Origin of the sequence: Micromonospora rubida, assembly GCF_009908295.1 — a bacterium.
GTDB classification, from domain to species: domain Bacteria; phylum Actinomycetota; class Actinomycetes; order Mycobacteriales; family Micromonosporaceae; genus Micromonospora; species Micromonospora rubida.
Genome location: NZ_JAAALO010000015.1, coordinates 42,357 through 64,098 on the forward strand (window position 1 = coordinate 42,357; position 21,742 = coordinate 64,098).

A 21,742-nucleotide genomic window follows, 5' to 3' on the forward strand; every position below is an offset into this window, starting at 1 on the left:
GCCCGGCTGATCCTCCCGGATCGTCCGGGCGTTCTCGCATTTCACGAGCGGTGGCGGAGGTGGAACTCGGCCCGCCGGACGTTGCCGAGCGCAAGCCTGGCACCAACCTGGTGCCACTCTGAGCCAAACTTGTTGCCCATGGCACCACTGTGTGCCATAGTGGTGCCATGAACCTGACCCCGTACGTGGCCTCTCTGGGTCGTGAGCTGCTGACGGCCGTGGAGACCGGTGGTCACGACGACACCGCGTTGATCGAGCGGTTGACCGTGTCGATGGAGTCGGCGATCCGGCTCGCCCTGCTCGAAGCGCTGTCGGCCGCCGCCGACGAGATCACCAGGGAGCTGGCTCCCGGCTCGGTCCAGGTTCGCCTGCGTGGCCGTGACCCCGAATTCGTCGTGACACCCCACCAGGTGGAGCAGCCACGGAAGGACGCCGCCGACCGGGGTCCGGTGCCGGCCGACGATGCCGCGATGGGCTTCGAGGACGGCGCCACGACGCGCATCAACGTCCGCCTCCCGGAACAACTCAAGGCCGCGGTCGAGGATGCGGCCGGCAAGGAGGGCCGGTCGGTCAACGCGTGGCTGGTGCGTGCCGCCTCGACCGCGCTGCGAGCGTCGGAACGCGACCACGGCTCCGACCGGCGCGGCAAGCCCAGTGCGCAGCGCTACACCGGCTGGGCGCGTTAGCCGAGCCCGGCCCCACCTTCCTTTCACGTCCCCTACCAGCGGGGATGTTCTTCCGACTCAGCTTGAGGGGACAGCCATGCCTGTTTTCGCCACCCCGGAATCGATCTCCGTCACGATCGACATCTCCGTCGGCGACGTGCGGCTCATCGCGAGCGACCGCACCGACACCGTCGTCGAGGTACGGCCGAGCGACGAATCCGACAGCTCCGACGTGGAGGCCGCGCAGCAGACCCGCGTCGCGTACGCCAACGGCACGCTGACCGTGCGCGGGCCGAAGGCCCGTCCGTTCGACTTCTCCAAGAAGACCAGGTCGGTCGCTGTGCTCGTCGAACTCCCCACCGGCTCGACGGTGCACGGTGACGTGTCGGTCGGGGACTTCCACAGCACCGGCGTGCTGGGTGAGTGCCGGTTCAAGTCGTCCGTCGGGCACTTCCGACTCGACCGGACCGGCCAGCTTCGCCTGGACACCTCCGGTGGCCACATCACGGTCGACACGGTCGTCGGTGACGCCGAGGTCGCCACCGGCACCGGACGGGTTCACATCGGCGAGGTCGGCGGGGCCGCGGTCATCAAGAACTCCAACGGCAACACCGACATCGGCACCGTCACCGGCGAACTGCGTGTCCGTGCGGCCAACGGCGACATCTCCGTCGACCGGGCCGGCGCCGCAGTCGAAGCCAAGACCTCCAACGGAACCATTCGCATCGGCGAGGTCACGCGCGGCTCGGTCACGCTGCACACCGCGACCGGCGACCTGGAGGTCGGTGTCGCTGCGGGCACCGCCGCGTGGCTCGACCTGAAGACCGGGCACGGGCGAGTCGACAACGCGCTGGACGACATCGGCCAAGGGCCGGAGAAGTCCGAGGAGACCGTCGAAGTCCGCGCGAGCACCTCCTTCGGCGACATCACCGTCCGCCGTTCCTGACCAGACCTCTCGAAGGGGACCTCCCATGACCACCCCATCCCAGTCGGCGATCACGGCGACCGGACTGCGCAGGTCGTTCGGCGACCACGTCGTGCTCGACGGAATCGACCTGAACGTCCCACGGGGCACCGTTTTCTCGCTGCTCGGCGCGAACGGAGCGGGCAAGACCACCACGGTCAAGATCCTGTCCACGCTGATCCGCGCAGACGGGGGCAGCGCGCGGATCGCGGGCCACGACCTGGCCGCCGAGCCCGACGCGGTCCGCGCCGCGATCGGCGTCACCGGCCAGTTCTCCGCGGTCGACAACCTGCTGACCGGCCAGGAGAACCTGACCATGATGGCCGATCTGCACCACCTGGGCCGGGCGGCGGGCAGGCGCAGGGCCGCCGAACTGCTCGACCAGTTCGACCTGGCCGACGCGGCCAAGAAGCCGGCCGCGACCTATTCCGGCGGCATGCGTAGGCGGCTCGACCTCGCGATGACCCTGGTCGGCACACCCCAGGTGATCTTCCTCGACGAGCCGACCACCGGGCTGGACCCGCGCAGCCGCCGTGGCATGTGGCAGATCGTGCGGGAACTGGTCGCGGGCGGCGTCACCATCTTCCTCACCACGCAGTACCTGGAGGAGGCCGACGAACTCGCCGACCGGATCGCGGTACTGGACCACGGCAAGATCGTCGCCGAAGGCACCCCGGACGAACTCAAGCGCCGCATCCCCGGCGGCCACATCCTGCTGCGGTTCGCCGGCGTCGGCGACCTCGAGTCCGCCGCGCGCGCCGTGGGTCAGGCGTCCCGCGACAGCGACGCGCTCGCCCTGCGGGTGCCACACGACGGCAGCCTCCGCGCGCTGAAGGCCCTGCTCGACCGGCTCGACGAGAACGCGGTCGAGGTCGACTCGCTGAGCATGCACACCCCCGACCTCGACGACGTCTTCCTCGCCCTCACCGGCAACCCCAAGAACGAGAAGGTGTCCACGCGATGAGCACGATGTCGTACGCACTGACCGACTCGGCGACGATGCTGCGCCGCAACCTCAAGCGAATGGTGCGCTATCCGTCCATGACGGTGATGCTCATCGGCATGCCGATCGTCTTCCTGCTGCTGTTCGTCTACGTCCTCGGCGGCACACTCGGCGCCGGGCTCGGCGGCCCCTCCGGCGGACGGGCGGAATACGTCAACTACGTCACCCCCGCGATCATCCTGATGACGATCACCGCCGCGGTTCAGGGCACCACCATCTCGGTCGCCATGGACATGACCGAGGGCATCGTCGACCGGTTCCGCACCATGGCCATCGCCCGCATCTCCGTCCTGACGGGGCACGTCGTCGGCAGCCTCATCCAGACGATGCTCAGCATCGCGGCGGTCATCGGCGTCGCACTGCTCATCGGCTTCCGTCCGTCGGCGGGTCTCGGCGACTGGCTCGCCCTCACCGGCGTCCTGGCGATGATGGCCTTCGCCTTCATCTGGCTGTCGGTCGCATTCGGTCTGGCCAGCAAGACCGTCGAGTCGTCGAGCAACGTCGGCATGCCGCTGATCCTGCTTCCGTTCCTCGGCAGCGGGTTCGTCCCGACCGACTCGATGCCCACCGCGCTGCGCTGGTTCGCCGAATACCAGCCATTCACCCCGCTCATCGAAACCATCCGCGGTCTCCTGATGGGCACTCCGATCGGGAACAGTGCCGTCGTCGCCATCGGCTGGTGCGTCGTCATCACCCTCGGCGGCTACCTCTGGTCGAAGAAGCTGTTCAACCGCGAGTCCACCCGGTAGAGCTCGGCGGCTACTGCCCCGAGCGCAAGCCGACCGCCAGGAGACGGCCGACACGAAGTCCCAAAGCGGGCAGCGAAACACCCGGCGGCTCCGAGTGGAGCCGCCGGGTGTTTGCCCTGCTACATGGCGGTGGCGGAGGGATTTGAACCCTCGGAGGGCGTTAACCCTCACACGCTTTCGAGGCGTGCTCCTTAGGCCACTCGGACACGCCACCGCCGAGAAGGGTACAGGACTCCGGGTCTGGACGCCCAACCGGTATCGCCCGGGCCGGCCTGGCAGGATCTTTGCCATGAGTACGCACATCGGCGCGAAGCCGGGAGAGATCGCCGAACGGGTCCTGATGCCGGGTGACCCGCTGCGGGCCAAGTGGATCGCGGAGACCTACCTCGAGGGCGCCAGGTGCTACTCGACGGTTCGGGGCATGCTGGGCTTCACCGGCCGCTGGAACGGCGTGGAGGTCTCCGTCCAGGGCTCCGGCATGGGCATGCCGTCGGCCTCCATCTACGCCCATGAACTGGTCAACGACTACGGCGTGAAGTCCCTGATCCGGGTCGGCTCCTGCGGGGCACTCTCCGAGGACCTCCGGCTGCGGGACGTGGTGGCGGCGATCGGCTCGTCCACCGACTCGAACATGAACCGGATGCGCTTCGACGGGTTGATCGACTACGCCCCGGTCGCCGATTTCGGGCTGTTGCGTACGTCGGTCGAGGTGGCCGAGCGGCGCGGCGTCGCCATGCGGGTGGGCCCGGTCCTCGCGGCGGACGCCTTCTACACCGACCGCCCTGACCTGTCCGACAGGCTCGCCGACTACGGCGTGCTGGCCGTGGAGATGGAGTCCGCGGCGCTCTACACGATCGCCGCCCGGTTCAAGGCCCGGGCGCTGACCATCCTCACGGTCAGCGACCACATCAAGACCGGCGAGAAGACCACCTCGGAGGAGCGCGAGCAGACCTTCTCCCAGATGGTCGAGATCGGCCTGGACACCATCATCGCCTGATCACTCCGTTCCCCAGGATCGCGCTCGATCCAGGAGACAGTGGCCTCCAATTGCCTTGGGGGCCACCACATCCGGGACCGGGCGCGATCCTGCCCACGACCCCCGCTTCAGCGGAAGAAGGCTCGCAGGACGGCGGAGTTCTCGGCCTCCAGCACTCCCCCGTACACCTCGGGGCGGTGGTTGAGCCGGCGGTCGCGCAGCACGTCCCAGAGCGAGCCGGCCGCCCCGGTCTTGGGCTCCCACGCCCCGAAGATCACGGTCGAGATCCGGGCCAGCACGATCGCCCCCGCGCACATCGTGCACGGTTCGAGGGTCACCACCAGGGTGCAGTCGTCGAGCCGCCAGCGGCCCAGGCGCTCGGCGGCCCGGCGCAGCGCCAGCACCTCCGCGTGCGCGGTCGGGTCCCCGGTCAGCTCCCGCTCGTTGCGCCCGGCGGCCAACTCTGTCCCGTCCGGGCCGTAGATCACGGCGCCCACCGGCACGTCGTCCGCCACCGGGCCGGCCTCGGATGATTCAGGGCCGATGACGGGTCCCGGGCCGGTCACGGCGACCTGGAGCGCCCGGCGCATCCACAGCTCGTGCCGCTGTCTGCGGCCGAGCCCGTCCAGCTCAGCCAGCCCTTCGGCCGCGCCCGGGCCGACCCGCCCGACCGCGCCCGGGGTCGGCTGACCCGGTCGCACGGGCCCCAGCGCCGGGTCGGTCGCGTCGGCCGGCTCGGCGGCACCCGCCGCCGCCGACCCGCCGCCGGCCAGCCCGGCCCCGCCGGTGGAGGGCGGCGGGTCAGACGCCACGTAGCTCCTCGACCTCGTCCGCACACCCGAGGATCTGACACACCTCGGCGGTGACGTCGGCCGGCAACATCCCCTCGTGCGCGCAGAGGGCCAGCAGCCGCTGCGCGGAGATGCCCAGGTCGGCCAGGAGGTCCGCGTCGCCGACCGGGTCGGCCTCCGGGTCGACCGCCGGCTGTTCGTCGTCGTCGCCGGTCGCGCTCGGCCGGGGCTCCTCGGTGTCGTCGAAGCCGGTGACCGACCCCTTGAGGTCCCCGACCAGCAGGGCGCCGAGCCGGGACTCCTCCGCGTACGCGGAGTCGGAGCCGAAGACCCGCAGGTTCTCGGCCTCGTCGAGGCGCAGGACGACGAGGTAGGCATCGTCGGCCTCGACGAAGAGCAGCGACAGATCGGCGTCCGGCTCGACGTCGCGCAGCCGGTCGGCGACCTCGTCGACGTCGATGGCGCCACGCAGGTTCACCTCGGCGGCCGTCCAGCCGCCCTCGTCGCGCACCACGGCGGCAGCGAAGTACGACACGGTCCCCCCAAATAGCCTCGGCGCAACTCGCCGACTCGTTACGCGTGCACGTTAACCGGTCGGGTCGGCAGGCGACCGGGCAACGCCCCGAAGGGCCGGTCAATCCCGTGGAAAGTGTGGTGTGCCGGCTCAGCCGGCGACGCGACGCCGGGTGGCGATCAGCTGCCGCAACTGCTCGGTGCGGGCGCGCTGCGGCCGGTCCTGCATGCGTACCGCTCGGGCTCCCGCCAGCTCGGCGAGGATCCGTAGGCGGCGGCGGCTCCGCTCGGGGTCGAGGCGGGAGGTGGTACAGGCCATACCGCCGAGGGTGCGCCGTCTGAGCGGGTACGTCAAGACGGGACTTTCGTGTGCCACCGGGGGCGCGGCGAGGGCTCCGTCACCGGCCTCGCGTCGCCGCCCGCCGCAGCCTCACCACAGGGGCCAGTCGCCGACGGTCGCCCAGCGCACGGCGACCACGGCCGCGGCGACGCTCCAGCCGCCGGCGGTGACGATGGCGACCCCGGTGGCCACCCCCCGGTCGCCGAGCCGGACGAGCCCCAGGGCGGCCAGCCAGGCCAGCCCACCCGCGAGGACGGTCCACCAGGCGTATCCGGGGACGTCGTGGCCGAGCAGGCCGAACAGCACCAGCCAGGCTGCGGCGAGCGCGCCGCCGGAGGCGACGCCCGCGCCGGTGACGGGGTGCGGTTCGCGCCAGGTCGGCCGGGTCGACGGCCCGGAGGGGAAAAGCCCCGAGGGGGTACGCGAACCGGGACGCCCCGGTTCCGGGTGGGTCGGGAGGGTGGGCTGCCACGTCGTCACCGTCACTCCTTCCGAGCCGGCGCTCCCGCACCGGGCGGTCGGCCGGCCGGTCCGGCCAGCGCGCGGGACGGGTGCCGGCGGCGCCTGGGACCGTACCGACACAACCGTAACCGTTCTGTCAGGATGATCGAATGTCCTCGTGCTTCTCGCGCCGGAGCCGCGCGCGTGCGGCGTACCCGGTCCTGCTGCTGCTCGCGCCGGTGCTGGCCGCCGGCTGCTCGGCGCCGCCGTCCGCCGCGCCGAGCGGCGGCGGGTGGGTCGGGACCGCCCCGGCCACCGCCGACCAGCCGGCCGTGCCGACGGCCGCGCCGACGCCGACGCCAGCGCCGACGGCCGCCCGGCCGTCGGCCTCGCCGACCCGGGCCGGCCTGCGGCACGTGTTCCCGGTACGCGCCGGCAACGTCGACTACCACCCGACCCACTCCGCGTACCCGGGGACGGACATCTTCGCCGACTGCGGCGAGCCGGTGGTGGCGGTGACCGACGGGACGGTCCTCGAGGTGAGCCGGGTGGACCGGTTCGACCGGCGAGGACCGCTGGGGCCGTACAACGGGGGCCTGTCGGTGTCGCTGCTGGGCGACGACGGGGTGCGCTACTACGGCTCACACCTCAGCGCGATCACCGCCGGGATCGACGCGGGGACCCGGGTGCGGGCCGGGCAGCAGGTCGGCAGGGTGGGCCGGACGGGCAACGCGAACAACGTCTGTCACGTGCACTTCGGCATCTCGCCCGCCTGCACGGGCCGGGGCGACTGGTGGATCCGGCGCGGGGTGGTCTGGCCGGCGCGCTACCTCGACTCGTGGCGGCGGGACGGCAACCGGGAGCCGGCCGCCGAGGTGGGCGCGTGGCGGCGGAAGCACGGCTGCCCGAAGGCCCCGACGGCCGGCGGCGCAGCCGGCTGACCGGCCCGGACAGGCCACCCGCCGGGAACGGGCTCACCCCCTCGGCCAATCGCGACATCACGGCTTAACCGGTCGGACACATTGACGCATGTCTTGGCAAGCGGTTAACGTCGCGTCGTGAGAGAGCGCTCTCACAGGTAACGAACCTCCCGATTGACCCCAAACGCCGCCGCCGGCCGGTCCGGCGCCCCCGCGCGATGGAGGCACCCGTGACACCTCCCGCACCACACCGCCACCGCCTCTGGGCCCTCGTCTCGACCACCGTCCTCGCCCTCGTCACCGGCGGCCTCGCCGTCGCCGCCAACACCGCCCCCGCCGAGGCCGCCCCGGTCGGCGCGGGCAGCTACACCACCACCCCCGTCGGCCCGCTGCCCTCCGGATGCGGACAGCTCTCCACCAACCCCCGGCAGTACGTCACCGCCGACGCCCCCGCCGGTGCCGTCCCCACCAACGACTGGTGGTCGTCGCTGCTGTTCAAGCGCACCGACTGCGCCTACAGCGAGCCGCTGCACGCCCACCCGCTCTCCTACGACACGTTCACCGACGGGCTGGGCTTCTCCGCCAACTCCACCCCGGCGATCAGCGGCACCGCCACCGGCGTCGGCGAGTTCCACTACCCGTACGTGCAGGACGTCCGCGTCGGGGTGGCCGGGCTGGCCGCGCCGACCGTGAAGGTCGCCAACTGGACCGATTGGACCGTCACCCCCTACTGGAGCGACGGGGCCCGGACCATGCGCGCCACCATCGGCCACGGGCTGCCGTTCGCGTACTTCCAGACCACCGGCGGCGACGCGGTGGTCAGCGCCAACAGCACCCCGACCGTCTGGTCGAACAGCGGCGCCACCATCGGCTTCACCGTCGCCGGCCACGACTACGTCGGGTACGCCCCGACCGGCGCGAGCTGGACGGTCAGCGGCGGCCGGATCTCGTCCACGCTGGCCGGCAAGGGCTACTTCTCCCTCGCCCTGCTGCCCACCACCGCGAGCAGCACCGCGCAGGAGCGCGCCGACCTGGCCGCCTCCTACGGCCGGTACGCGCACGCCCACGTCACCGGCACCCGGGTCTCGTACGCCTACGACCAGGCGAGCAGCCGGGTGACCACCACGTACGCGTTCACCACCACGGCCCGGGAGGGCACCGCCACCCAGACCGTGGTGAGCCTCTACCCGCACCAGTGGAAGGCGCTGACCGGGTCCACCCCGATCGCCCAGAGCTACCCGTCGGCGCGGGGCCGGATGAAGGTGCTCACCGGCGTCAGCCAGTTCCGCACCGCGATGACCTTCCAGGGGGTGCTGCCCGAGCTGCCCGCCGTCGGCGACGGCTCCGGCGCCGACCTGACCACGCTGCGCGACCAGCTCGCCGCAGTGCGGGGCAACCCGATGGACCAGCGCGGCGGGGACACGTACTGGACCGGCAAGGGCCTCGGCCGGGCCGCCCGGATCGCCGAGGTGGCCGACCTGGTCGGCGACACCGCCACCCGGGACAGCGCGCTGAACGCCATCCGGGCCACCCTCACCGACTGGTTCACCGCCTCGTCCGGCAAGGCCGCGAAGGTCTTCTACTACGACCAGAACTGGGGCACCCTGATCGGCTACCCGGCGTCGTACGGGTCCGACCAGGAGCTCAACGACCACCACTTCCACTACGGCTACTTCATCGCCGCGGCGGCGACCCTGGCCAAGTTCGACCCACAGTGGGCCACCGGCGGCCGCTACGGCGGCATGGTGGACCTGCTCATCCGGGACGCCGACAACTACGACCGCAACGACACCCGGTTCCCGTACCTGCGGGACTTCGACATCTACGCCGGCCACGACTGGGCCTCCGGGCACGGCTCGTTCGGCGCCGGCAACAACCAGGAGTCCTCGTCGGAGGGGATGAACTTCGCCAACGCCCTGATCCAGTGGGGCCAGGCCACCGGTAACACCGCCGTCCGCGACGCCGGCATCTTCCTCTACACCACCCAGTCGGCGGCGATCCAGGAGTACTGGTTCGACCACGCCAACGAGAACTTCCCGGCCGCCTTCGGGCACTCCACGGTCGGCATGGTGTGGGGCGACGGCGGGGCGTACTCGACCTGGTTCAGCGCCGAGCCGGAGATGATCCAGGGCATCAACCTGCTGCCGGTCACCGGCGGGCACCTCTACCTCGGCTACGACCCGGCGTACGTGCGCACCAACTGGGCGGAACTGGTCCGCAACAACGGTGGGCAGCCGACCGTGTGGCAGGACATCCTCTGGCAGTTCCAGGCGCTCGGCGACGGCAACGCGGCGCTGTCGAGCCTGCGGGCGAACCCCGGCTACACGCCGGAGGAGGGCGAGAGCCGGGCGCACACCTTCCACTGGATCCGCAACCTCGCCGCGCTCGGTACCGTCGACACCACGGTCAGCGCGAACCACCCGCTGAGCGCCGTCTTCACCCGCAACGGGGCGCGGACGTACGTGGCGTCGAACATCACCGCCGCGCCGATCACCGTCCGGTTCTCCGACGGGACGACGCTCGCCGTGGCGGCCGGGAAGACGGCCACCACCGGGGCGTACACGTGGAGCGGTGGCAATGCGACCGGCGGCCCGGGCCCGTCGCCGAGCCCCACTCCCACCAGCCCGTCGCCGAGCCCGACCCCCACCACCACCCCGCCGCCGTCCGGCTCGCCGACGCGGTACCTGCTCACCGGCGGCGGCCTCGGGGCAGCCAGCAGCGCGGGCACCACGACGGTGGGGGCGGCCAACGGCAACCACGACGGCACCCCGACCAACGCCCAGGTGTTCACCGCGACCGGCCTCAACCTCGGGTACGCCGGCGGGCAGACGTCGTTCGACCTGTTCCTCGACGCCGGCGCCGCAGTCGGCAACGGGGTGCAGGTGCGGGTCTCCTACGACCTGACCGGCAACGGGAGCTGGGAGCGGGTGGAGACGTACCGCTACTTCGCCACCGACCCGGTCGCCGGGTACGAGCACTACACCCAGGCCGCCGGGCTGGCCTCCAGCAGCGGGACGCTCGGTGCCCTGACGGGCGGCACGGTCAGGGTGGAGGTCTGGTCGGCGATCGGCAACAACCCCACCACCCTCGGCCTCGGCAACCAGTCGGTCGTGAGACTGCCGTACTCCTGATCCGACGCATCACCATCCCCGCACCGCCGGTCGCCCCCGACCGGCGGCGCGGGCGCGTAGGTTGCAGGGCATGACCGCCCGGGACCCCGTCGCCGACCTCCGCCGGATCGCCTTCCTACTGGAACGGGCCAACGAGGCGACGTACCGGGTCCGGGCGTTCCGGTCGGCGGCGAGGGTCCTGGCCGCGCTGCCGGTGGAGGAGGCCGCCGAGCGGGCCCGTGCCGGGACGCTCACGGACCTGGCCGGGGTCGGCGACGTCACCGCGCGCTGCGTCGCCGAGTCGCTGGCCGGCGAGGAGCCGGTCTACCTGCGCCGGCTGGTCGCCACGGAGGGCACCGACCTGGACGCCGCGGCCACCGCGCTGCGTACGGCGCTGCGCGGCGACTGCCACACCCACTCCGACTGGTCCGACGGCGGCTCGCCGATCGAGGAGATGGCGCTCGCGGCGGTCGAGCTGGGCCACGAGTACGTCGTGCTGACCGACCACTCCCCCCGCCTGAAGGTGGCCCGTGGGCTGACCGCGGACCGGCTACGCAAGCAGCTCGACCACGTGGCGGCGGTCAACGCGGCGCTGCCCGAGGGGTTCCGCATCCTCACCGGGATCGAGGTGGACATCCTCGCCGACGGCTCGCTGGACCAGGACGAGGAGCTGCTGGCCCGCCTCGACGTGGTGGTCGGCTCGGTGCACAGCGGGCTGGGCGACGAGCGGGGCAGGATGACCCGGCGGATGCTGGCCGCGATCGCCGACCCGCACCTGGACATCCTCGGCCACTGCACCGGTCGGATGGTCTCCTCCCGCCCGGCCGGGGTGAAGGGGCCGGGCGACCGGGCGCACCGGCCGCGTACCCGGGCCGAGAGCGACTTCGACGCGGACGCCGTGTTCGCCGCCTGCGCCGAGCACGACGTCGCCGTCGAGATCAACTCCCGCCCCGAGCGGCAGGACCCGCCGAAGCGGCTGATCCGCCGGGCCCTGGAGGCCGGCTGCCGGTTCGCGATCAACACCGACGCCCACGCCCCGGGACAGCTCGACTGGCAGCGGTTCGGCTGCGAGCGGGCGGCGCTGTGCGGCGTACCCGCCGACCGGGTGGTCAACACCTGGCCGGCGGACCGCCTGGTGGAGTGGGCCCGGCGCTGATCAGCCGACGGCGGGCCCGGGCGCCGGCTCGGTCGGGCCGGGAGCCCCCGCCGGACGCCTGGGCCGGCCGAGCAGGCCCTGCGTCACCGCGACCCCGGCCAGCACGACCAGCGCGCCGACCGGCTGGTGCCAGTTCAGCCGCTCGTCGAGCGCCAGCGCCCCGATCAACACCGCGAAGATCGGAATCAGGTAGGTCACCGTGGAGGCGGTGGTCGCCCCGGCGACCCTGATGTTGCGCATGTTGATCACGAAGGCGAGCCCGGTGCCGAGCGCGCCCAGCGCGAGCACGCTGGCAAGCACCTCGGCCGAGAGGCCGGTGGGCACCGGCGGCGCCCCCGCCACCAGCGGCCCCACCACGGCGAGCTGGGCGGCCGCCAGCAGGAGCTGGGCCGCCGACAGCGACAACCCGGAGTGGGAGCTGCCCGCGATGAACCGCTTCTGGTACGGGATGGCGATGCCGTAGCAGGCCGCCGCGCCGAGGCACATGAGCTGGCCGGTGAAGTGCGCCCCGCCGACGCCCTCCCAGACGCCCAGCACCACGAGCACCCCGGCGAAACCCAGCCCCAGCCCGACCGCGCTGCGCGAGGTCATCCGCTCGGTGCGGAACACCAGCACCGCCATCGGCAGCACGATCAACGGCGTGGCGGCGTTCCAGATCCCGGCGAGCATCGACTCGACCCGCTGCTCGCCGTACCCGAAGAGGGTGAACGGCAGGGCAACGCCGAGGGCCGCGGCCACGAAGAGGTGGGCCCATACCCGGGGCTCCCGGGGCAACCGGTCCCGCAGCAGCGGGAGCAGCACGAGCAGGGTCAGCGCCCCGGCGGCGACCCGGTAGAGGGTGAGGTGTAGCGGGTGCAGCTCCCGGACGCCGATCTTGATGAACAGGAAGCTGGAGCCCCAGATCGCGGCGAGCCCGAGGAAGCCCGGCAGCCAGCTGCGCAGCGCCGACCTGTCAGGGGTGATGTCCGGTGTCACCCCTGACACTCTGCCGGAGCGGTACGACGAAGTCCCGCGCTTTTCGGCCGCCGTGTCCCGCGCCACAGAAACCACCTAGAGTGGTGGTGCGTTGACCAGCCGAGGAGGTGCCCCCGATGGCGATGCCGATGCGTTTCGACCCGCTCGTCGACCTCGACGGGATCTGGACGACCCAGCTCGCGGAGCGTTACCTCCCGCTGCCGGAGCTGCCCGATGCGCGGTACGAGTGCATCGACGGAAGGTTGGTCATGACGCCCGCTGAGGTCGGCACGAACAGTTATGGCGAGATCGAGCTCGCCCACCTCTTGAAGCCGGCCGCCCGGGCCGCCGGCTTCTACGTCTACGGCCAGGTGAACCTGACCTTCGCGCCGCAGCGCTGGATCCAGCCGGACGTCACGGTGCTGCACGACCTGCCGAAGACCGACGAGGAGGACCGGTGGGTCCCGGTCCAGCTGTGCACGATGGCCGTCGAGTTCGTCTCGCCGGGCAGCCGCCGGCAGGACTTCGTCGACAAGCCGCGCCGGTGCGCGGAGGGTCGGGTGCCGTACTTCATGCGGGTCGAGATCTCCCGCCGGCTACGGCACGCGGCGGTCGAGCTGTTCACCCTCGGCAAGTTCGGCGGCTACGACACCGTCGCGCGGGCCGTCAGCGGGGAGCGACTCCGGGCCGACGGGCCGTTCCCGATCGATTTCGACCCGGCCGAGCTGCTGCCCTGAACACGCCAAACAGGTCGACAGGGCGGCGGGATGGTCGCGTAGGGTCGCAGCCGTGGGACGAATCGATGACCTCGCCGACCGGTACGTCGCTGACTGGGCGCCGCTGAGCCCGACCGGCGCGACCTACGTCGGCATCGCCGGATACGACGATCAACTGGACGACCTGTCGCCGGAGGGCTACGCGGCCCGGGCCGAGCTGACCCGCCGCACCCTCGCCGACCTCGACGTCACCGAGCCGGAGTCGGAGTCGGAGCGGACGGCCAAGGAGGCCATGCAGGAGCGCCTCGGCCTGGACCTCGCCCGACACGACGCGGGCGAGACGACCAGCGAGGTCAACGTCATCGCCAGCGGCCTGCACGAACTCCGCATGGTGTTCGACCTGATGCCGACCGGGGGTGCCGACGCGCAGGCCGACATCGCCGCCCGGCTCAACCGGTTCGCCGGCGCCCTGGAGGGCTACAAGACGACGCTGCGTGAGGCGGCCTCCTCCGGGCGGGTCAGCTCGAAGACCCAGCTCGTCGAGGTCGCGAAGCAGTGCGACGTCTGGACGGATCCGGACGGCGACAACTTCTTCCACGGCCTGGTCGAGCGGCTCGGCGCGGACGGCACGCTCGGCGCGGAGCTGCGCCGGGGCGCGGCGGCGGCCACCGCCGCCACCGCCGGGTTCGGCCAGTTCCTCCGCGACGAACTGGCCCCGGTCGGGCGGGACAAGCAGGCCGCCGGCCGGGAACGGTACGAGCTGGCCTCGCAGTACTTCCTCGGCGCGAAGATCGACCTCGACGAGACGTACGCCTGGGGGTTCGCCGAGCTGGCCCGGCTGGAGTCCGAGATGCGGGCGGTGGCCGGCCGGATCGTCGGTCCGGGCGCGACCGTCGACGAGGCGGTGGCCGCGTTGGACGCCGACCCCGCCCGCACGATCCAGGGCAAGGAGGCGTTCCGGGACTGGATGCAGGCCCTTGCCGACAAGGCGGTCAGCGAGCTGCACGGCACCCACTTCGACATCCCGGAGCAGGTCCGCCGCATCGAGTGCTGCCTCGCCCCGACCAGCGACGGGGCGATCTACTACACCGGCCCGAGCGAGGACTTCTCCCGCCCCGGGCGGATGTGGTGGGCGGTGCCGCAGGGGATCACCGACTTCTCCACCTGGCGCGAGGTGACCACGGTCTACCACGAGGGCGTCCCGGGCCACCATCTCCAGATCGGGCAGACCGCCGTGCGGGCCGGCCTGCTCAACCGCTGGCAGCGGCTGCTCTGCTGGGTCTCCGGGCACGGCGAGGGCTGGGCGCTCTACTCGGAGCGGCTGATGGACGAGCTGGGTTACCTGGACGACCCGGGTGACAAGCTCGGCATGCTCGACGGGCAGGCGTTCCGGGCCGCCCGGGTGATCGTCGACATCGGCATGCACCTGGAGCTGGAGATCCCGAAGGACAACCCGTTCGGCTTCCACCCCGGCGAGCGGTGGACCCCGGCACTGGGCTGGGAGTTCATGCGGGCGCACTGCCGGGTGCCGGACGAGAACCTGCGCTTCGAGCTGAACCGCTACCTCGGCTGGCCGGGGCAGGCCCCCTCGTACAAGGTGGGCGAGCGGATCTGGCTCCAGGCCCGGGAGGACGCGAAGGCCCGCAAGGGCGCCGACTTCGACCTCAGGGAGTTCCACCGGCAGGCGCTGGACCTCGGGGCGCTGGGGCTCGACCCGCTACGCCGGGCGCTGGCCCGGATCTGAGACGACGACGGCGGCCGGGAGCCGGGGCGTACCCCCTGGCTCCCGGCCGCCGCACGGTCCCCGGCCGGTGTGGCCGCTGCTCCCCGACCGATGTGGCCACTGGTCCCCGACCGATGTGGCCACTGGTCCCCGACCGGTGTGGCCGCGTCAGGCCAGGGTCAGCTTCAGCTCCGGCTTCGCGGTCAGGATGTCGCTGTCGACATACGCCAGGTCGATGACCGGGTCGGTGAAGGTGATCGGAATCGGCGAGGTGACCGGGATGCCGTCCGGGAACGGCAGGTCCGGGGCGAGGGTGATCTTGATGCCGAGCAGTCGCCCGACGAACCGGGTGGCGTAGAAGGCCACGTCGCCCTGGACGGTCAGCCGGTCGGCGGCGTACCGCATGGTCTTCCCGCCCGGGCCGCCGGCCTGGAGCAGGAAGTCGTCGGTGACGGCCTTGTCCATGCTGAACTTGAGCGCCCTGAGCTTGCCCGCGCCGGTGTCCAGTTCGACGATTCCCTCGAACCTCAGCCCGGTCATGGTGACCTTGGAGCCGGTGAGCTTCGACGGCTCCGCCGCGACCCGGGGCTGGCCGGGCTCGGCGGCGATCCGGGGCAGCGGCTTGCCGGCCTCGACCTCGCCCGGTTCGGTGGGCTTCGGGGTGGCGCACCCGGGGCCGTCCGGCCCGGGCTTGCCGGTGCCGGCCGAGGCGTCCGGGGTGGGCTTGGCCGACGGGTCCGGCCCGCGGGTCGGGGTGGCGGTCGTCGCGGGGGTGGCCCCCTCCGTCGCCCCAGGGCCCTCCGTCGCCCCCGCCCCGGCGGCCGGCAGCGCGTCGTCGCCGGCGAGCAGGTCGCCGATGCCGTAGATGATGTTGGTGGTCAGGTTGCCGTCCGACGTCTTCCCCGGGCTGGGACTCGGGGTGGGGCTGGGGCTCTCGCCGGCCGGGCCGGACGCCGACGGCCGCGCGGCGGTCGGGCTCGCGCTCGTGCGTGACGGGGTGGGGCAGAGCGTGGCCGGCGCGCCCTGTACGGGGCTCTGGTCGCGCAGCGCGAGCGCCCCGACGGCCGAGACGCTGAGCAGCACCAGGGTGATCGCGAGCAGCTTCGAGTCCTGGTGTGGGCCGCCCTGCTGGCCACCGGCCCGCACCGCGAGCAGCTCCGGGTCCCGGTGTGGGCCGCCCTGCTGCCGGCCGTCCGGCCCCAGCACCCGGGGGCCGTCGTGGTCCGGCCGGGCGGCCGGCTCCGGCTCGGCCGGGGCGGTGGCGGTGGCTGGCCGGCGGGACGGCACCCAGGCGAAGCCGAGTGCGCCGCCGACCATGCCGAACAGCAGGCCGACGAAGAAGCCGCCGAGGTTGACCCCGATGAGCGAGAAGACGGCGGTGACCGCGCCGACGATCGCGTAGAACATCCGCTGCTGCGGGGTGAACCACATCAGCATCCCGGAGGCCACCAGGATGACCGGGATCAGCCAGGACAGGAAGCCGGTCGGCCCCATCTGAAAGGTGAGGTCGCTGAGGCTCATCTGGGTGGTGGCGAAGATCTCCACCCCGGCCAACGCGGTGAACAGCCCACCCCAGAAGGGTCGGCTCCATCGCCAGCGGCGGAAGCCGCGCCACGCCTGACTGAGCCTGCCCGACTGGGCGTGCTGCGGGTTGGCGGTCGTCACTACTCCTCCTGGCGGTGCTCACTGGTCACGGCGCAGGGCCGAGGACCGTGGAGGGCGCCCTCCACGGTCGGGGGTGGCTCAGAAGCACTCCTTGGCGTCCTCGCCCATGTTGACCTTCAGCTTCAGCCCGTTAAGGGTGAAGATCGCGGCACTGGTGGAGCGGGCCACCTGCTCGAGACCGATGATCGTGACGTGGTCGGCGCTCTGCCCGAAGGACTTGGGGGTGGCCCCGGGGTTCAGGTCGGTGGCGTCCCGGCCGATCTTGATGTTCTCGAAGGTGGCGTCGCCGTTGAGGGAGTCCATGTCGATCAGCAGGCCTTTGGCGGTCGCCGGCTTGCCCCCGCCCCCGGCGTTGATGGTGAGCACGATCGGCATCTCAGGCACCTTCACCGACTGGCAGAGGTCGTAGAGCTCGGCGCTGGCGATCTCGGAGACGGCCACCGGGTGGGCGGTGCCGTCCTTCTCCTTGACGAACCCGCCGTACTGCTTGAAGCCGTCGCCCTCCAGCTTCGAGGCCCCGACCTTGAAGGTCTGGCCGGAGACGGCGAACGACGCCGCGATCGCGCCGTTTGCCATGCCGAAGACGATGGCGACGGCGACGGCGGTCGCGGGCACCATCATCGCGGCGAAGCGCCGCCAACGGGTGCCGCCGTGCGACAGGCGTTCTTCCGATTCCTTCACGGATCCTCCTGACGGAGCTCACCGAGCGCGGTGGCGGCTCGGGAGGGGACGCTTCGGTGTGGTGGTGCCGCGGTCCGCCGTGCCCGGCGGATGGCGCGGGCTGCGGATTGGATGCTCCCGCGAAGGGAGCTGGCTCACAAGCCCCGTGCTACTGACCGGTAACCATCTCGTGGCACAGAGGCCGGCATCGATCACCATGAGTCAACGCGCGCCGGGAAATTCAGACGGGCAAATCGGGCAGAGCGCAGCAGGGCGTGCGCCATGCCTCACGTGGGGTAGTCGCGATACTCGGCGGTAACTTTTCGGTAACGGGAGGCTGAGAAGCCTCCGTGGGTGATCCACAGATCGCCCTCACGGCCGACACCGCCGGACGGGACGACGGGTTGTCAGACCCCCTCGGCGAGCCAGTCGTGGAGCAGCTGGTGGTCGATCGCGTCGACCCGGCCCAACGGGTGGCCGGCGACCATCCGCTCCCGCAACTCGCCCCGGGTGAACCAGCGCGCCTCCAGCAGCTCGACGCCGTCCACGCGGATCTCCTCGGCGGCGGCGACGGCCCGGAAGCCGACCATCAGACCCGCCGGGAACGGCCACGCCTGCGACCCCTGGTACGACAGGCCGGCGACGGTCACCCCGGCCTCCTCAGCCATCTCCCGTCGCACCGCGTCCTCCAGGCTCTCGCCCACCTCCACGAAGCCGGCCAACGTCGAGAACACCCCCTCCGGCGCCCCGCCGTGCCGGGCCAGCAGGCAGCGTGCGGGCGGGCCGGGCGCCTCGACCAGCACGATGACCGCCGGCTCGATCCGGGGGAAGAACAACCTCCCGCAGTCCGCCCCGCCGCAGACCCGCACGTGCCCGCCCTCGCGCGGCGTCGTGGCCGCCCCGCAGCTGCCGCAGTGCCCCTGTCGGCGGTGCCAGTGCAGCAGCCCGCGCGCGTACGCCTGGGCGGCCGCCTCGGCCGGCCCCAGCCGCCCCACCAACGTCCGCACGTCCAGTGCCGCGGCGGCACCGGAGAGACGTACCGCCTCGGGCTCCGGTCGGCTTGACAGGTCGGCCGCGAACACCGCCACGGGCCCGCCGGTCCGCGGCACGCCGTCGTCCAGCCCGAGGAAGACCACCTCGTCGGCGACCCGGCGCAGCTCCGCCGAGGCTGGCCCTCTCAACCGCACCGGCGCGCCGTCGGCCGAGACGAGGCAGCGCTCCCGCCACAGCGGCAGCAGCACGCTCTCCGGCTCCGCCAGTCGAGCCGAGACCCACTCCGGATCTCCGCGCAGCGCGGCCGCCCGGTCGAGCCATCCGCCCCCGTACGCCAGCCCTCGATCGTCCGCCTGCACCCGCCCACCCTGCCACGGCCGCCTGGTCCGGAACGAACCGACACCGGAGCGGCGACGCACACCCGGTGCGGCGGGCGTCGGCACGCTGCGCGGACTGGGCCGGGGCGCAGGCTGCCGCTCGGCCCGGCCGTTGGTTACCGTAGGTGTCTTCCGGGTGGGCGACACCCCACGTGGTACGTACCGATCGAGGTTGCTGTGACTCTGTACGGCGAAACACGACCGCCCGCCGATGACCGGCCGACCGTCAAGGTGACCGCGGTGAGCTGGCCGGGCGACGAGCCGGAGCCCACCCCGGCGACCCTCCCCGGCGGCGGGCCGGGCCCCCGGTCCCGGCGACTGCGGATCCTGCTCGCCGCCGGCGTCACCACGGTGGTCCTGGGCGCCGTGGCCGGCGTCGGCGCGTACGCCTACGCCGGCGACGTCCCGCGCGGCACCAGCGTCCTCGGCACCGAACTCGGCGGACGCAGCCGCACCGACGCGGTCCGGGCCCTGCACACGGAGCTGGGCCGGGCCGGCACTCTCACCGCCCCGCTACGGGTGACCGTCGGGGAGCGGACCGTCGAGGTCAAGCCCGCCGACGTCGGGCTCACGATGGACGTCGAGGCCACCGTCGACGCGGCAGCGAGGACGCAGGCCCACCCGGTGAGCCGCCTCGTCGGCTCCCGCACCGTCGCGCCGGTGGTGACCGTCGACGCCGCCCGGCTCGACGCCGCCCTGCGCAAGGCCGCCGGCGACCAGATCCACGAGTGGACCGTTCCGGCGATCATCTTCACTGGCACGACCCCGAAGCCGGTCCGCCCGAAGCCCGGCCTCGCGCTCGACCCGCAGCGCTCGGCCCAGGCGGTCCGGGACGGCTGGCTCACCGGCCAGCCGGTGACCGTGCCGCTGGTGGAGACCCAGCCGGCGACGACGGACGAGGAGGTCAGCCGGCTCGTCGCCGAACTGGCCCGCCCTGCCGTCGCCGCCCCGGTGACGCTCCGCACGCCCAAGGGCTCGGTCACCATTCCCCCCGCCGCCCTCGCCCGGACCCTGCGCTTCGCCGCCGACGACAGCGGGAAGCTCACCCCCCGCATCGACGTGAAGCGGCTGCGCTCCGCCCTCGGCGACAAGCTGGACGCCATCGAGGTGGAACCCCGCGACGCCCGGATGACCATCACCGGCGGCAAGCCGACGCCGGTCGACGGCCGGCCCGGCCAGCAGCTCGACGCCACCGCACTCAGCCGCGACCTGCTCGCCGTGCTGCCCCGCACCGACGACCGCACCGTCACCGGCCAGCTCAAGGAGACCCAGCCGGAGGTCACCACGGCGAAGCTCGCCGGGCTCGGCATCAAGGAGCGGGTGTCCCGCTTCACCACCCACTTCACCGGCGGCCTCTCCTCGCCCCGCAGCCAGAACATCGTCCAGGTCGCGAAGGAGGTCGACGGCACGGTCGTGCTGCCCGGCGAGACGTTCTCACTCAACGGCCACACCGGCGAGCGCGGCTACGACCAGGGGTACCAGGACGCTCCGGTGATTCTCGACGGCAAGCTCGTCCCCGGCGTGGGCGGCGGCGTCTCCCAGTTCACCACCACCCTGTTCAACGCGACCTACTACGCCGGGCTGGAGGACGTCGAGCACAAGCCGCACTCGTACTGGTTCAGCCGGTACCCGGCGGTCATCGAGTCGACGATCTTCTGGCCGAACCTCGACTTCAAGTTCCGCAACAACACCCCGCACGGCGTCCTCATCGACACCTCGCACACCGCCAGCTCGGTGACCGTGTCGATCTGGAGCACGAAGATCTACGACAGCGTCAAGACCGAGTACGGCCCCCGTCGGGCCACCACCAGCCCGAAGACGATCCACCTGGAGGCCGGCCCGTCGTGCATCTCCAGCAACGGCATCGACGGCTTCACCCAGGATGCCTTCCGGATCATCAGGAAGGACGGCAAGGTGCTCAAGCGGGAGAAGTTCACCTGGCGGTACCTGGCCGAGCCCCGCTACGTCTGCGGCGGCTGAACGCCCGTCTTGGGCCCCAGCACGCGAATGCCCCGCCGGCAACGCCGGCGGGGCATTTCCATCGGGTACGCGGAAAGCCGCCCCGTCGGCCGCTCAGGGCCGCGCGGCGGCCAGCCCTTGGCGTACGCCGGCCGCGTCGAGGTCCGTGCCGTAGACGGGGGTGTCCGGCTGCTGCCGCCAGCTCTCGTCGAGGGTGCCGGCGTCGACCGGGTCGAAGCCCAGGGCGTCGACCAGCTCCATCACGATCCGCTTGGCGTCGGCGTCCACCTCGTCCCCGGCCACCGGCAGGGCGATCCGGTCGGCCGAGCCGGCAGGGCGACCGTTCTCCAGCAGGTGCTGGGCCTGGATGTTGTTGAACGCCTTCACCACCCGGGCGCCCTTGAGGTGCTCGGCGGTCCACCGGCTGGAGCTGAGGCTGCGGTCCAGCAACTCGGCGATGTCCCCGTCCCGCTGCGGGTAGTAGTTGTCAGCGTCGACGACGACCTTGCCCTCGAAGAGCTCCGGAGGCAGCGCCGGCAGCGCCAGCAGCGGAATCGCGATCACCACCAGGTCGGCCTGGTCGACGGCCTGCTCCACGGTCCCCGCAGTGGCGCCGGTCTCCTCGGCAAGCTCGGTGAGGGACGCCGGCCCGCGTGAGTTGGCCACCGTCACGTCGTGACCCAGGGCGCGCAGCCGACGGGTGAGGGTGCCACCGATGTGCCCCGACCCGATAATTCCGATCTTCATGACCACTCCTGCCTCCGCCTGTCGGCGGTCAGATCCGGTCGAACTGTGGGCAGGTACCCCGACCCGCGCGTCCCAAGGGTGCTGGAGGCATATGCCACGTACGGTTTTCCGGCCACGATCGCGGGGAACGCCGCGTCGGCGGGTCCCTCACGACGCTACCGAGCCCGGTGGCACCGGCGGGAGGCGTTCCCGGAAATGGTCACGGAAACGCGTCAGGGCCACCCCCGAAGGGGTGGCCCTGACCGAAAGATGTCCGGCGGTGTCCTACTCTCCCACACCCTCCCGAGTGCAGTACCATCGGCGCTGGAGGGCTTAGCTTC

The 21,742-nt window shown here is 72.3% G+C and carries 19 protein-coding genes, 1 tRNA gene and 1 pseudogene; 11 read left to right on the forward strand and 10 right to left on the reverse strand.

Annotation, left to right across the window (positions count from 1 at the left end; translation table 11 throughout):
- Nucleotides 1–167: 167 nt before the first annotated feature.
- The 4 genes from GVV04_RS30645 (at nucleotide 168) to GVV04_RS30660 (ending at nucleotide 3,381) form a co-directional block, all read left to right on the forward strand.
- A complete protein-coding gene (locus GVV04_RS30645) occupies nucleotides 168–686 on the forward strand; it encodes a hypothetical protein (protein WP_161692499.1) in 519 nt (172 codons plus the stop codon).
- 76 nt (nucleotides 687–762) lie between these two features.
- On the forward strand, nucleotides 763–1,611 hold the full coding sequence (locus tag GVV04_RS30650) for a DUF4097 family beta strand repeat-containing protein (RefSeq protein WP_161692500.1): 849 nt from the start codon (nucleotides 763–765) through the stop codon (nucleotides 1,609–1,611).
- Between the two features lie 25 nt (nucleotides 1,612–1,636).
- Nucleotides 1,637–2,593, forward strand: coding sequence for an ATP-binding cassette domain-containing protein (locus tag GVV04_RS30655; protein ID WP_161692501.1), 957 nt, complete (start codon nucleotides 1,637–1,639; stop codon nucleotides 2,591–2,593).
- Nucleotides 2,590–3,381 carry an ABC transporter permease gene (locus tag GVV04_RS30660; protein ID WP_161692502.1) on the forward strand — a complete coding sequence of 264 codons (792 nt, stop codon included), beginning with the start codon at nucleotides 2,590–2,592 and terminating at the stop codon, nucleotides 3,379–3,381. The genes GVV04_RS30655 and GVV04_RS30660 overlap by 4 nt, the downstream gene beginning before the upstream one ends.
- Nucleotides 3,382–3,505: 124 nt before the next feature.
- Here the strand turns inward: GVV04_RS30660 and GVV04_RS30665 are convergent.
- Nucleotides 3,506–3,595: transfer RNA gene (locus tag GVV04_RS30665), tRNA-Ser, on the reverse strand.
- A 75-nt stretch (nucleotides 3,596–3,670) separates the two neighbouring features.
- Between GVV04_RS30665 and deoD the strand changes: the two genes are divergently transcribed.
- Nucleotides 3,671–4,378 (forward strand): purine-nucleoside phosphorylase, encoded by a 708-nt coding sequence (deoD, locus tag GVV04_RS30670; RefSeq protein ID WP_161692503.1) that lies wholly within the window; start codon nucleotides 3,671–3,673, stop codon nucleotides 4,376–4,378.
- Between the two features lie 107 nt (nucleotides 4,379–4,485).
- Here deoD and GVV04_RS30675 read toward each other — a convergent pair whose 3' ends face one another.
- From GVV04_RS30675 to GVV04_RS30685, 4 genes are all read right to left on the reverse strand, one after another.
- Nucleotides 4,486–4,947, reverse strand: coding sequence for a nucleoside deaminase (locus GVV04_RS30675; RefSeq protein WP_201754422.1), 462 nt, complete (start codon nucleotides 4,945–4,947; stop codon nucleotides 4,486–4,488).
- A gap of 211 nt (nucleotides 4,948–5,158) precedes the next feature.
- Nucleotides 5,159–5,683 carry a tRNA adenosine deaminase-associated protein gene (locus GVV04_RS30680; RefSeq protein WP_161692504.1) on the reverse strand — a complete coding sequence of 175 codons (525 nt, stop codon included), beginning with the start codon at nucleotides 5,681–5,683 and terminating at the stop codon, nucleotides 5,159–5,161.
- A gap of 129 nt (nucleotides 5,684–5,812) precedes the next feature.
- Complete coding sequence (locus tag GVV04_RS32495; RefSeq protein WP_201754414.1) at nucleotides 5,813–5,980, reverse strand: hypothetical protein; 168 nt, start codon at nucleotides 5,978–5,980, stop codon at nucleotides 5,813–5,815.
- 111 nt (nucleotides 5,981–6,091) lie between these two features.
- Nucleotides 6,092–6,481 carry a hypothetical protein gene (locus tag GVV04_RS30685; protein WP_161692505.1) on the reverse strand — a complete coding sequence of 130 codons (390 nt, stop codon included), beginning with the start codon at nucleotides 6,479–6,481 and terminating at the stop codon, nucleotides 6,092–6,094.
- Between the two features lie 131 nt (nucleotides 6,482–6,612).
- Here GVV04_RS30685 and GVV04_RS30690 point away from each other — a divergent pair, with 131 nt between their 5' ends.
- The 3 genes from GVV04_RS30690 (at nucleotide 6,613) to GVV04_RS30700 (ending at nucleotide 11,628) form a co-directional block, all read left to right on the forward strand.
- Nucleotides 6,613–7,383 (forward strand): M23 family metallopeptidase, encoded by a 771-nt coding sequence (locus GVV04_RS30690; RefSeq protein ID WP_161692506.1) that lies wholly within the window; start codon nucleotides 6,613–6,615, stop codon nucleotides 7,381–7,383.
- A gap of 209 nt (nucleotides 7,384–7,592) precedes the next feature.
- Nucleotides 7,593–10,493, forward strand: a complete 2,901-nt coding sequence (locus GVV04_RS30695) for a glycosyl hydrolase (protein WP_328822665.1) — start codon at nucleotides 7,593–7,595, stop codon at nucleotides 10,491–10,493.
- Nucleotides 10,494–10,563: 70 nt separating this feature from the next.
- Nucleotides 10,564–11,628, forward strand: coding sequence for a PHP domain-containing protein (locus GVV04_RS30700; RefSeq protein ID WP_161692508.1), 1,065 nt, complete (start codon nucleotides 10,564–10,566; stop codon nucleotides 11,626–11,628).
- Here GVV04_RS30700 and GVV04_RS30705 read toward each other — a convergent pair.
- Nucleotides 11,517–12,603, reverse strand: a pseudogene (locus tag GVV04_RS30705) (DMT family transporter); the annotation flags it as partial. The gene GVV04_RS30700 and the pseudogene GVV04_RS30705 overlap by 112 nt on opposite strands.
- Before the next feature lie 116 nt (nucleotides 12,604–12,719).
- Here GVV04_RS30705 and GVV04_RS30710 point away from each other — a divergent pair.
- Together GVV04_RS30710 and GVV04_RS30715 are read left to right on the forward strand one after the other, a co-directional pair.
- A complete protein-coding gene (locus GVV04_RS30710; RefSeq protein WP_161692510.1) occupies nucleotides 12,720–13,319 on the forward strand; it encodes a Uma2 family endonuclease in 600 nt (199 codons plus the stop codon).
- A 52-nt stretch (nucleotides 13,320–13,371) separates the two neighbouring features.
- Nucleotides 13,372–15,042 (forward strand): DUF885 domain-containing protein, encoded by a 1,671-nt coding sequence (locus GVV04_RS30715; RefSeq protein WP_161692511.1) that lies wholly within the window; start codon nucleotides 13,372–13,374, stop codon nucleotides 15,040–15,042.
- A 147-nt stretch (nucleotides 15,043–15,189) separates the two neighbouring features.
- Here GVV04_RS30715 and GVV04_RS30720 read toward each other — a convergent pair whose 3' ends face one another.
- The 3 genes from GVV04_RS30720 to nudC all read right to left on the reverse strand — a co-directional run bounded on the left by GVV04_RS30720 (nucleotide 15,190) and on the right by nudC (nucleotide 18,698).
- On the reverse strand, nucleotides 15,190–16,686 hold the full coding sequence (locus GVV04_RS30720; protein WP_161692512.1) for a DUF6114 domain-containing protein: 1,497 nt from the start codon (nucleotides 16,684–16,686) through the stop codon (nucleotides 15,190–15,192).
- A 78-nt stretch (nucleotides 16,687–16,764) separates the two neighbouring features.
- The gene (locus GVV04_RS30725) at nucleotides 16,765–17,307 is read right to left on the reverse strand and encodes a DUF6230 family protein (protein ID WP_161692521.1); all 543 of its coding nucleotides are present in this window, start codon (nucleotides 17,305–17,307) and stop codon (nucleotides 16,765–16,767) included.
- Between the two features lie 446 nt (nucleotides 17,308–17,753).
- Nucleotides 17,754–18,698, reverse strand: a complete 945-nt coding sequence (gene nudC, locus GVV04_RS30730; RefSeq protein WP_161692513.1) for an NAD(+) diphosphatase — start codon at nucleotides 18,696–18,698, stop codon at nucleotides 17,754–17,756.
- 195 nt (nucleotides 18,699–18,893) lie between these two features.
- Here nudC and GVV04_RS30735 point away from each other — a divergent pair, with 195 nt between their 5' ends.
- Complete coding sequence (locus GVV04_RS30735) at nucleotides 18,894–20,696, forward strand: VanW family protein (RefSeq protein WP_161692514.1); 1,803 nt, start codon at nucleotides 18,894–18,896, stop codon at nucleotides 20,694–20,696.
- Between the two features lie 93 nt (nucleotides 20,697–20,789).
- Here GVV04_RS30735 and GVV04_RS30740 read toward each other — a convergent pair whose 3' ends face one another.
- Nucleotides 20,790–21,422, reverse strand: coding sequence for an NADPH-dependent F420 reductase (locus GVV04_RS30740; protein WP_161692515.1), 633 nt, complete (start codon nucleotides 21,420–21,422; stop codon nucleotides 20,790–20,792).
- Nucleotides 21,423–21,742: the final 320 nt, after the last annotated feature.

Coding starts and splice junctions, on each gene's coding strand:
- GVV04_RS30740 (WP_161692515.1), bottom strand. CDS start 21,422: ATGAAGATCGGAATTATCGGGTCGGGGCACATCGGTGGCACCCTCACC.
- GVV04_RS30690 (WP_161692506.1), top strand. CDS start 6,613: ATGTCCTCGTGCTTCTCGCGCCGGAGCCGCGCGCGTGCGGCGTACCCG.
- GVV04_RS30675 (WP_201754422.1), bottom strand. CDS start 4,947: ATGCGCCGGGCGCTCCAGGTCGCCGTGACCGGCCCGGGACCCGTCATC.
- GVV04_RS30655 (WP_161692501.1), top strand. CDS start 1,637: ATGACCACCCCATCCCAGTCGGCGATCACGGCGACCGGACTGCGCAGG.
- GVV04_RS30650 (WP_161692500.1), top strand. CDS start 763: ATGCCTGTTTTCGCCACCCCGGAATCGATCTCCGTCACGATCGACATC.
- GVV04_RS30725 (WP_161692521.1), bottom strand. CDS start 17,307: ATGATGGTGCCCGCGACCGCCGTCGCCGTCGCCATCGTCTTCGGCATG.
- GVV04_RS30710 (WP_161692510.1), top strand. CDS start 12,720: ATGGCGATGCCGATGCGTTTCGACCCGCTCGTCGACCTCGACGGGATC.
- GVV04_RS32495 (WP_201754414.1), bottom strand. CDS start 5,980: ATGGCCTGTACCACCTCCCGCCTCGACCCCGAGCGGAGCCGCCGCCGC.
- GVV04_RS30645 (WP_161692499.1), top strand. CDS start 168: ATGAACCTGACCCCGTACGTGGCCTCTCTGGGTCGTGAGCTGCTGACG.
- GVV04_RS30700 (WP_161692508.1), top strand. CDS start 10,564: ATGACCGCCCGGGACCCCGTCGCCGACCTCCGCCGGATCGCCTTCCTA.
- GVV04_RS30660 (WP_161692502.1), top strand. CDS start 2,590: ATGAGCACGATGTCGTACGCACTGACCGACTCGGCGACGATGCTGCGC.
- deoD (WP_161692503.1), top strand. CDS start 3,671: ATGAGTACGCACATCGGCGCGAAGCCGGGAGAGATCGCCGAACGGGTC.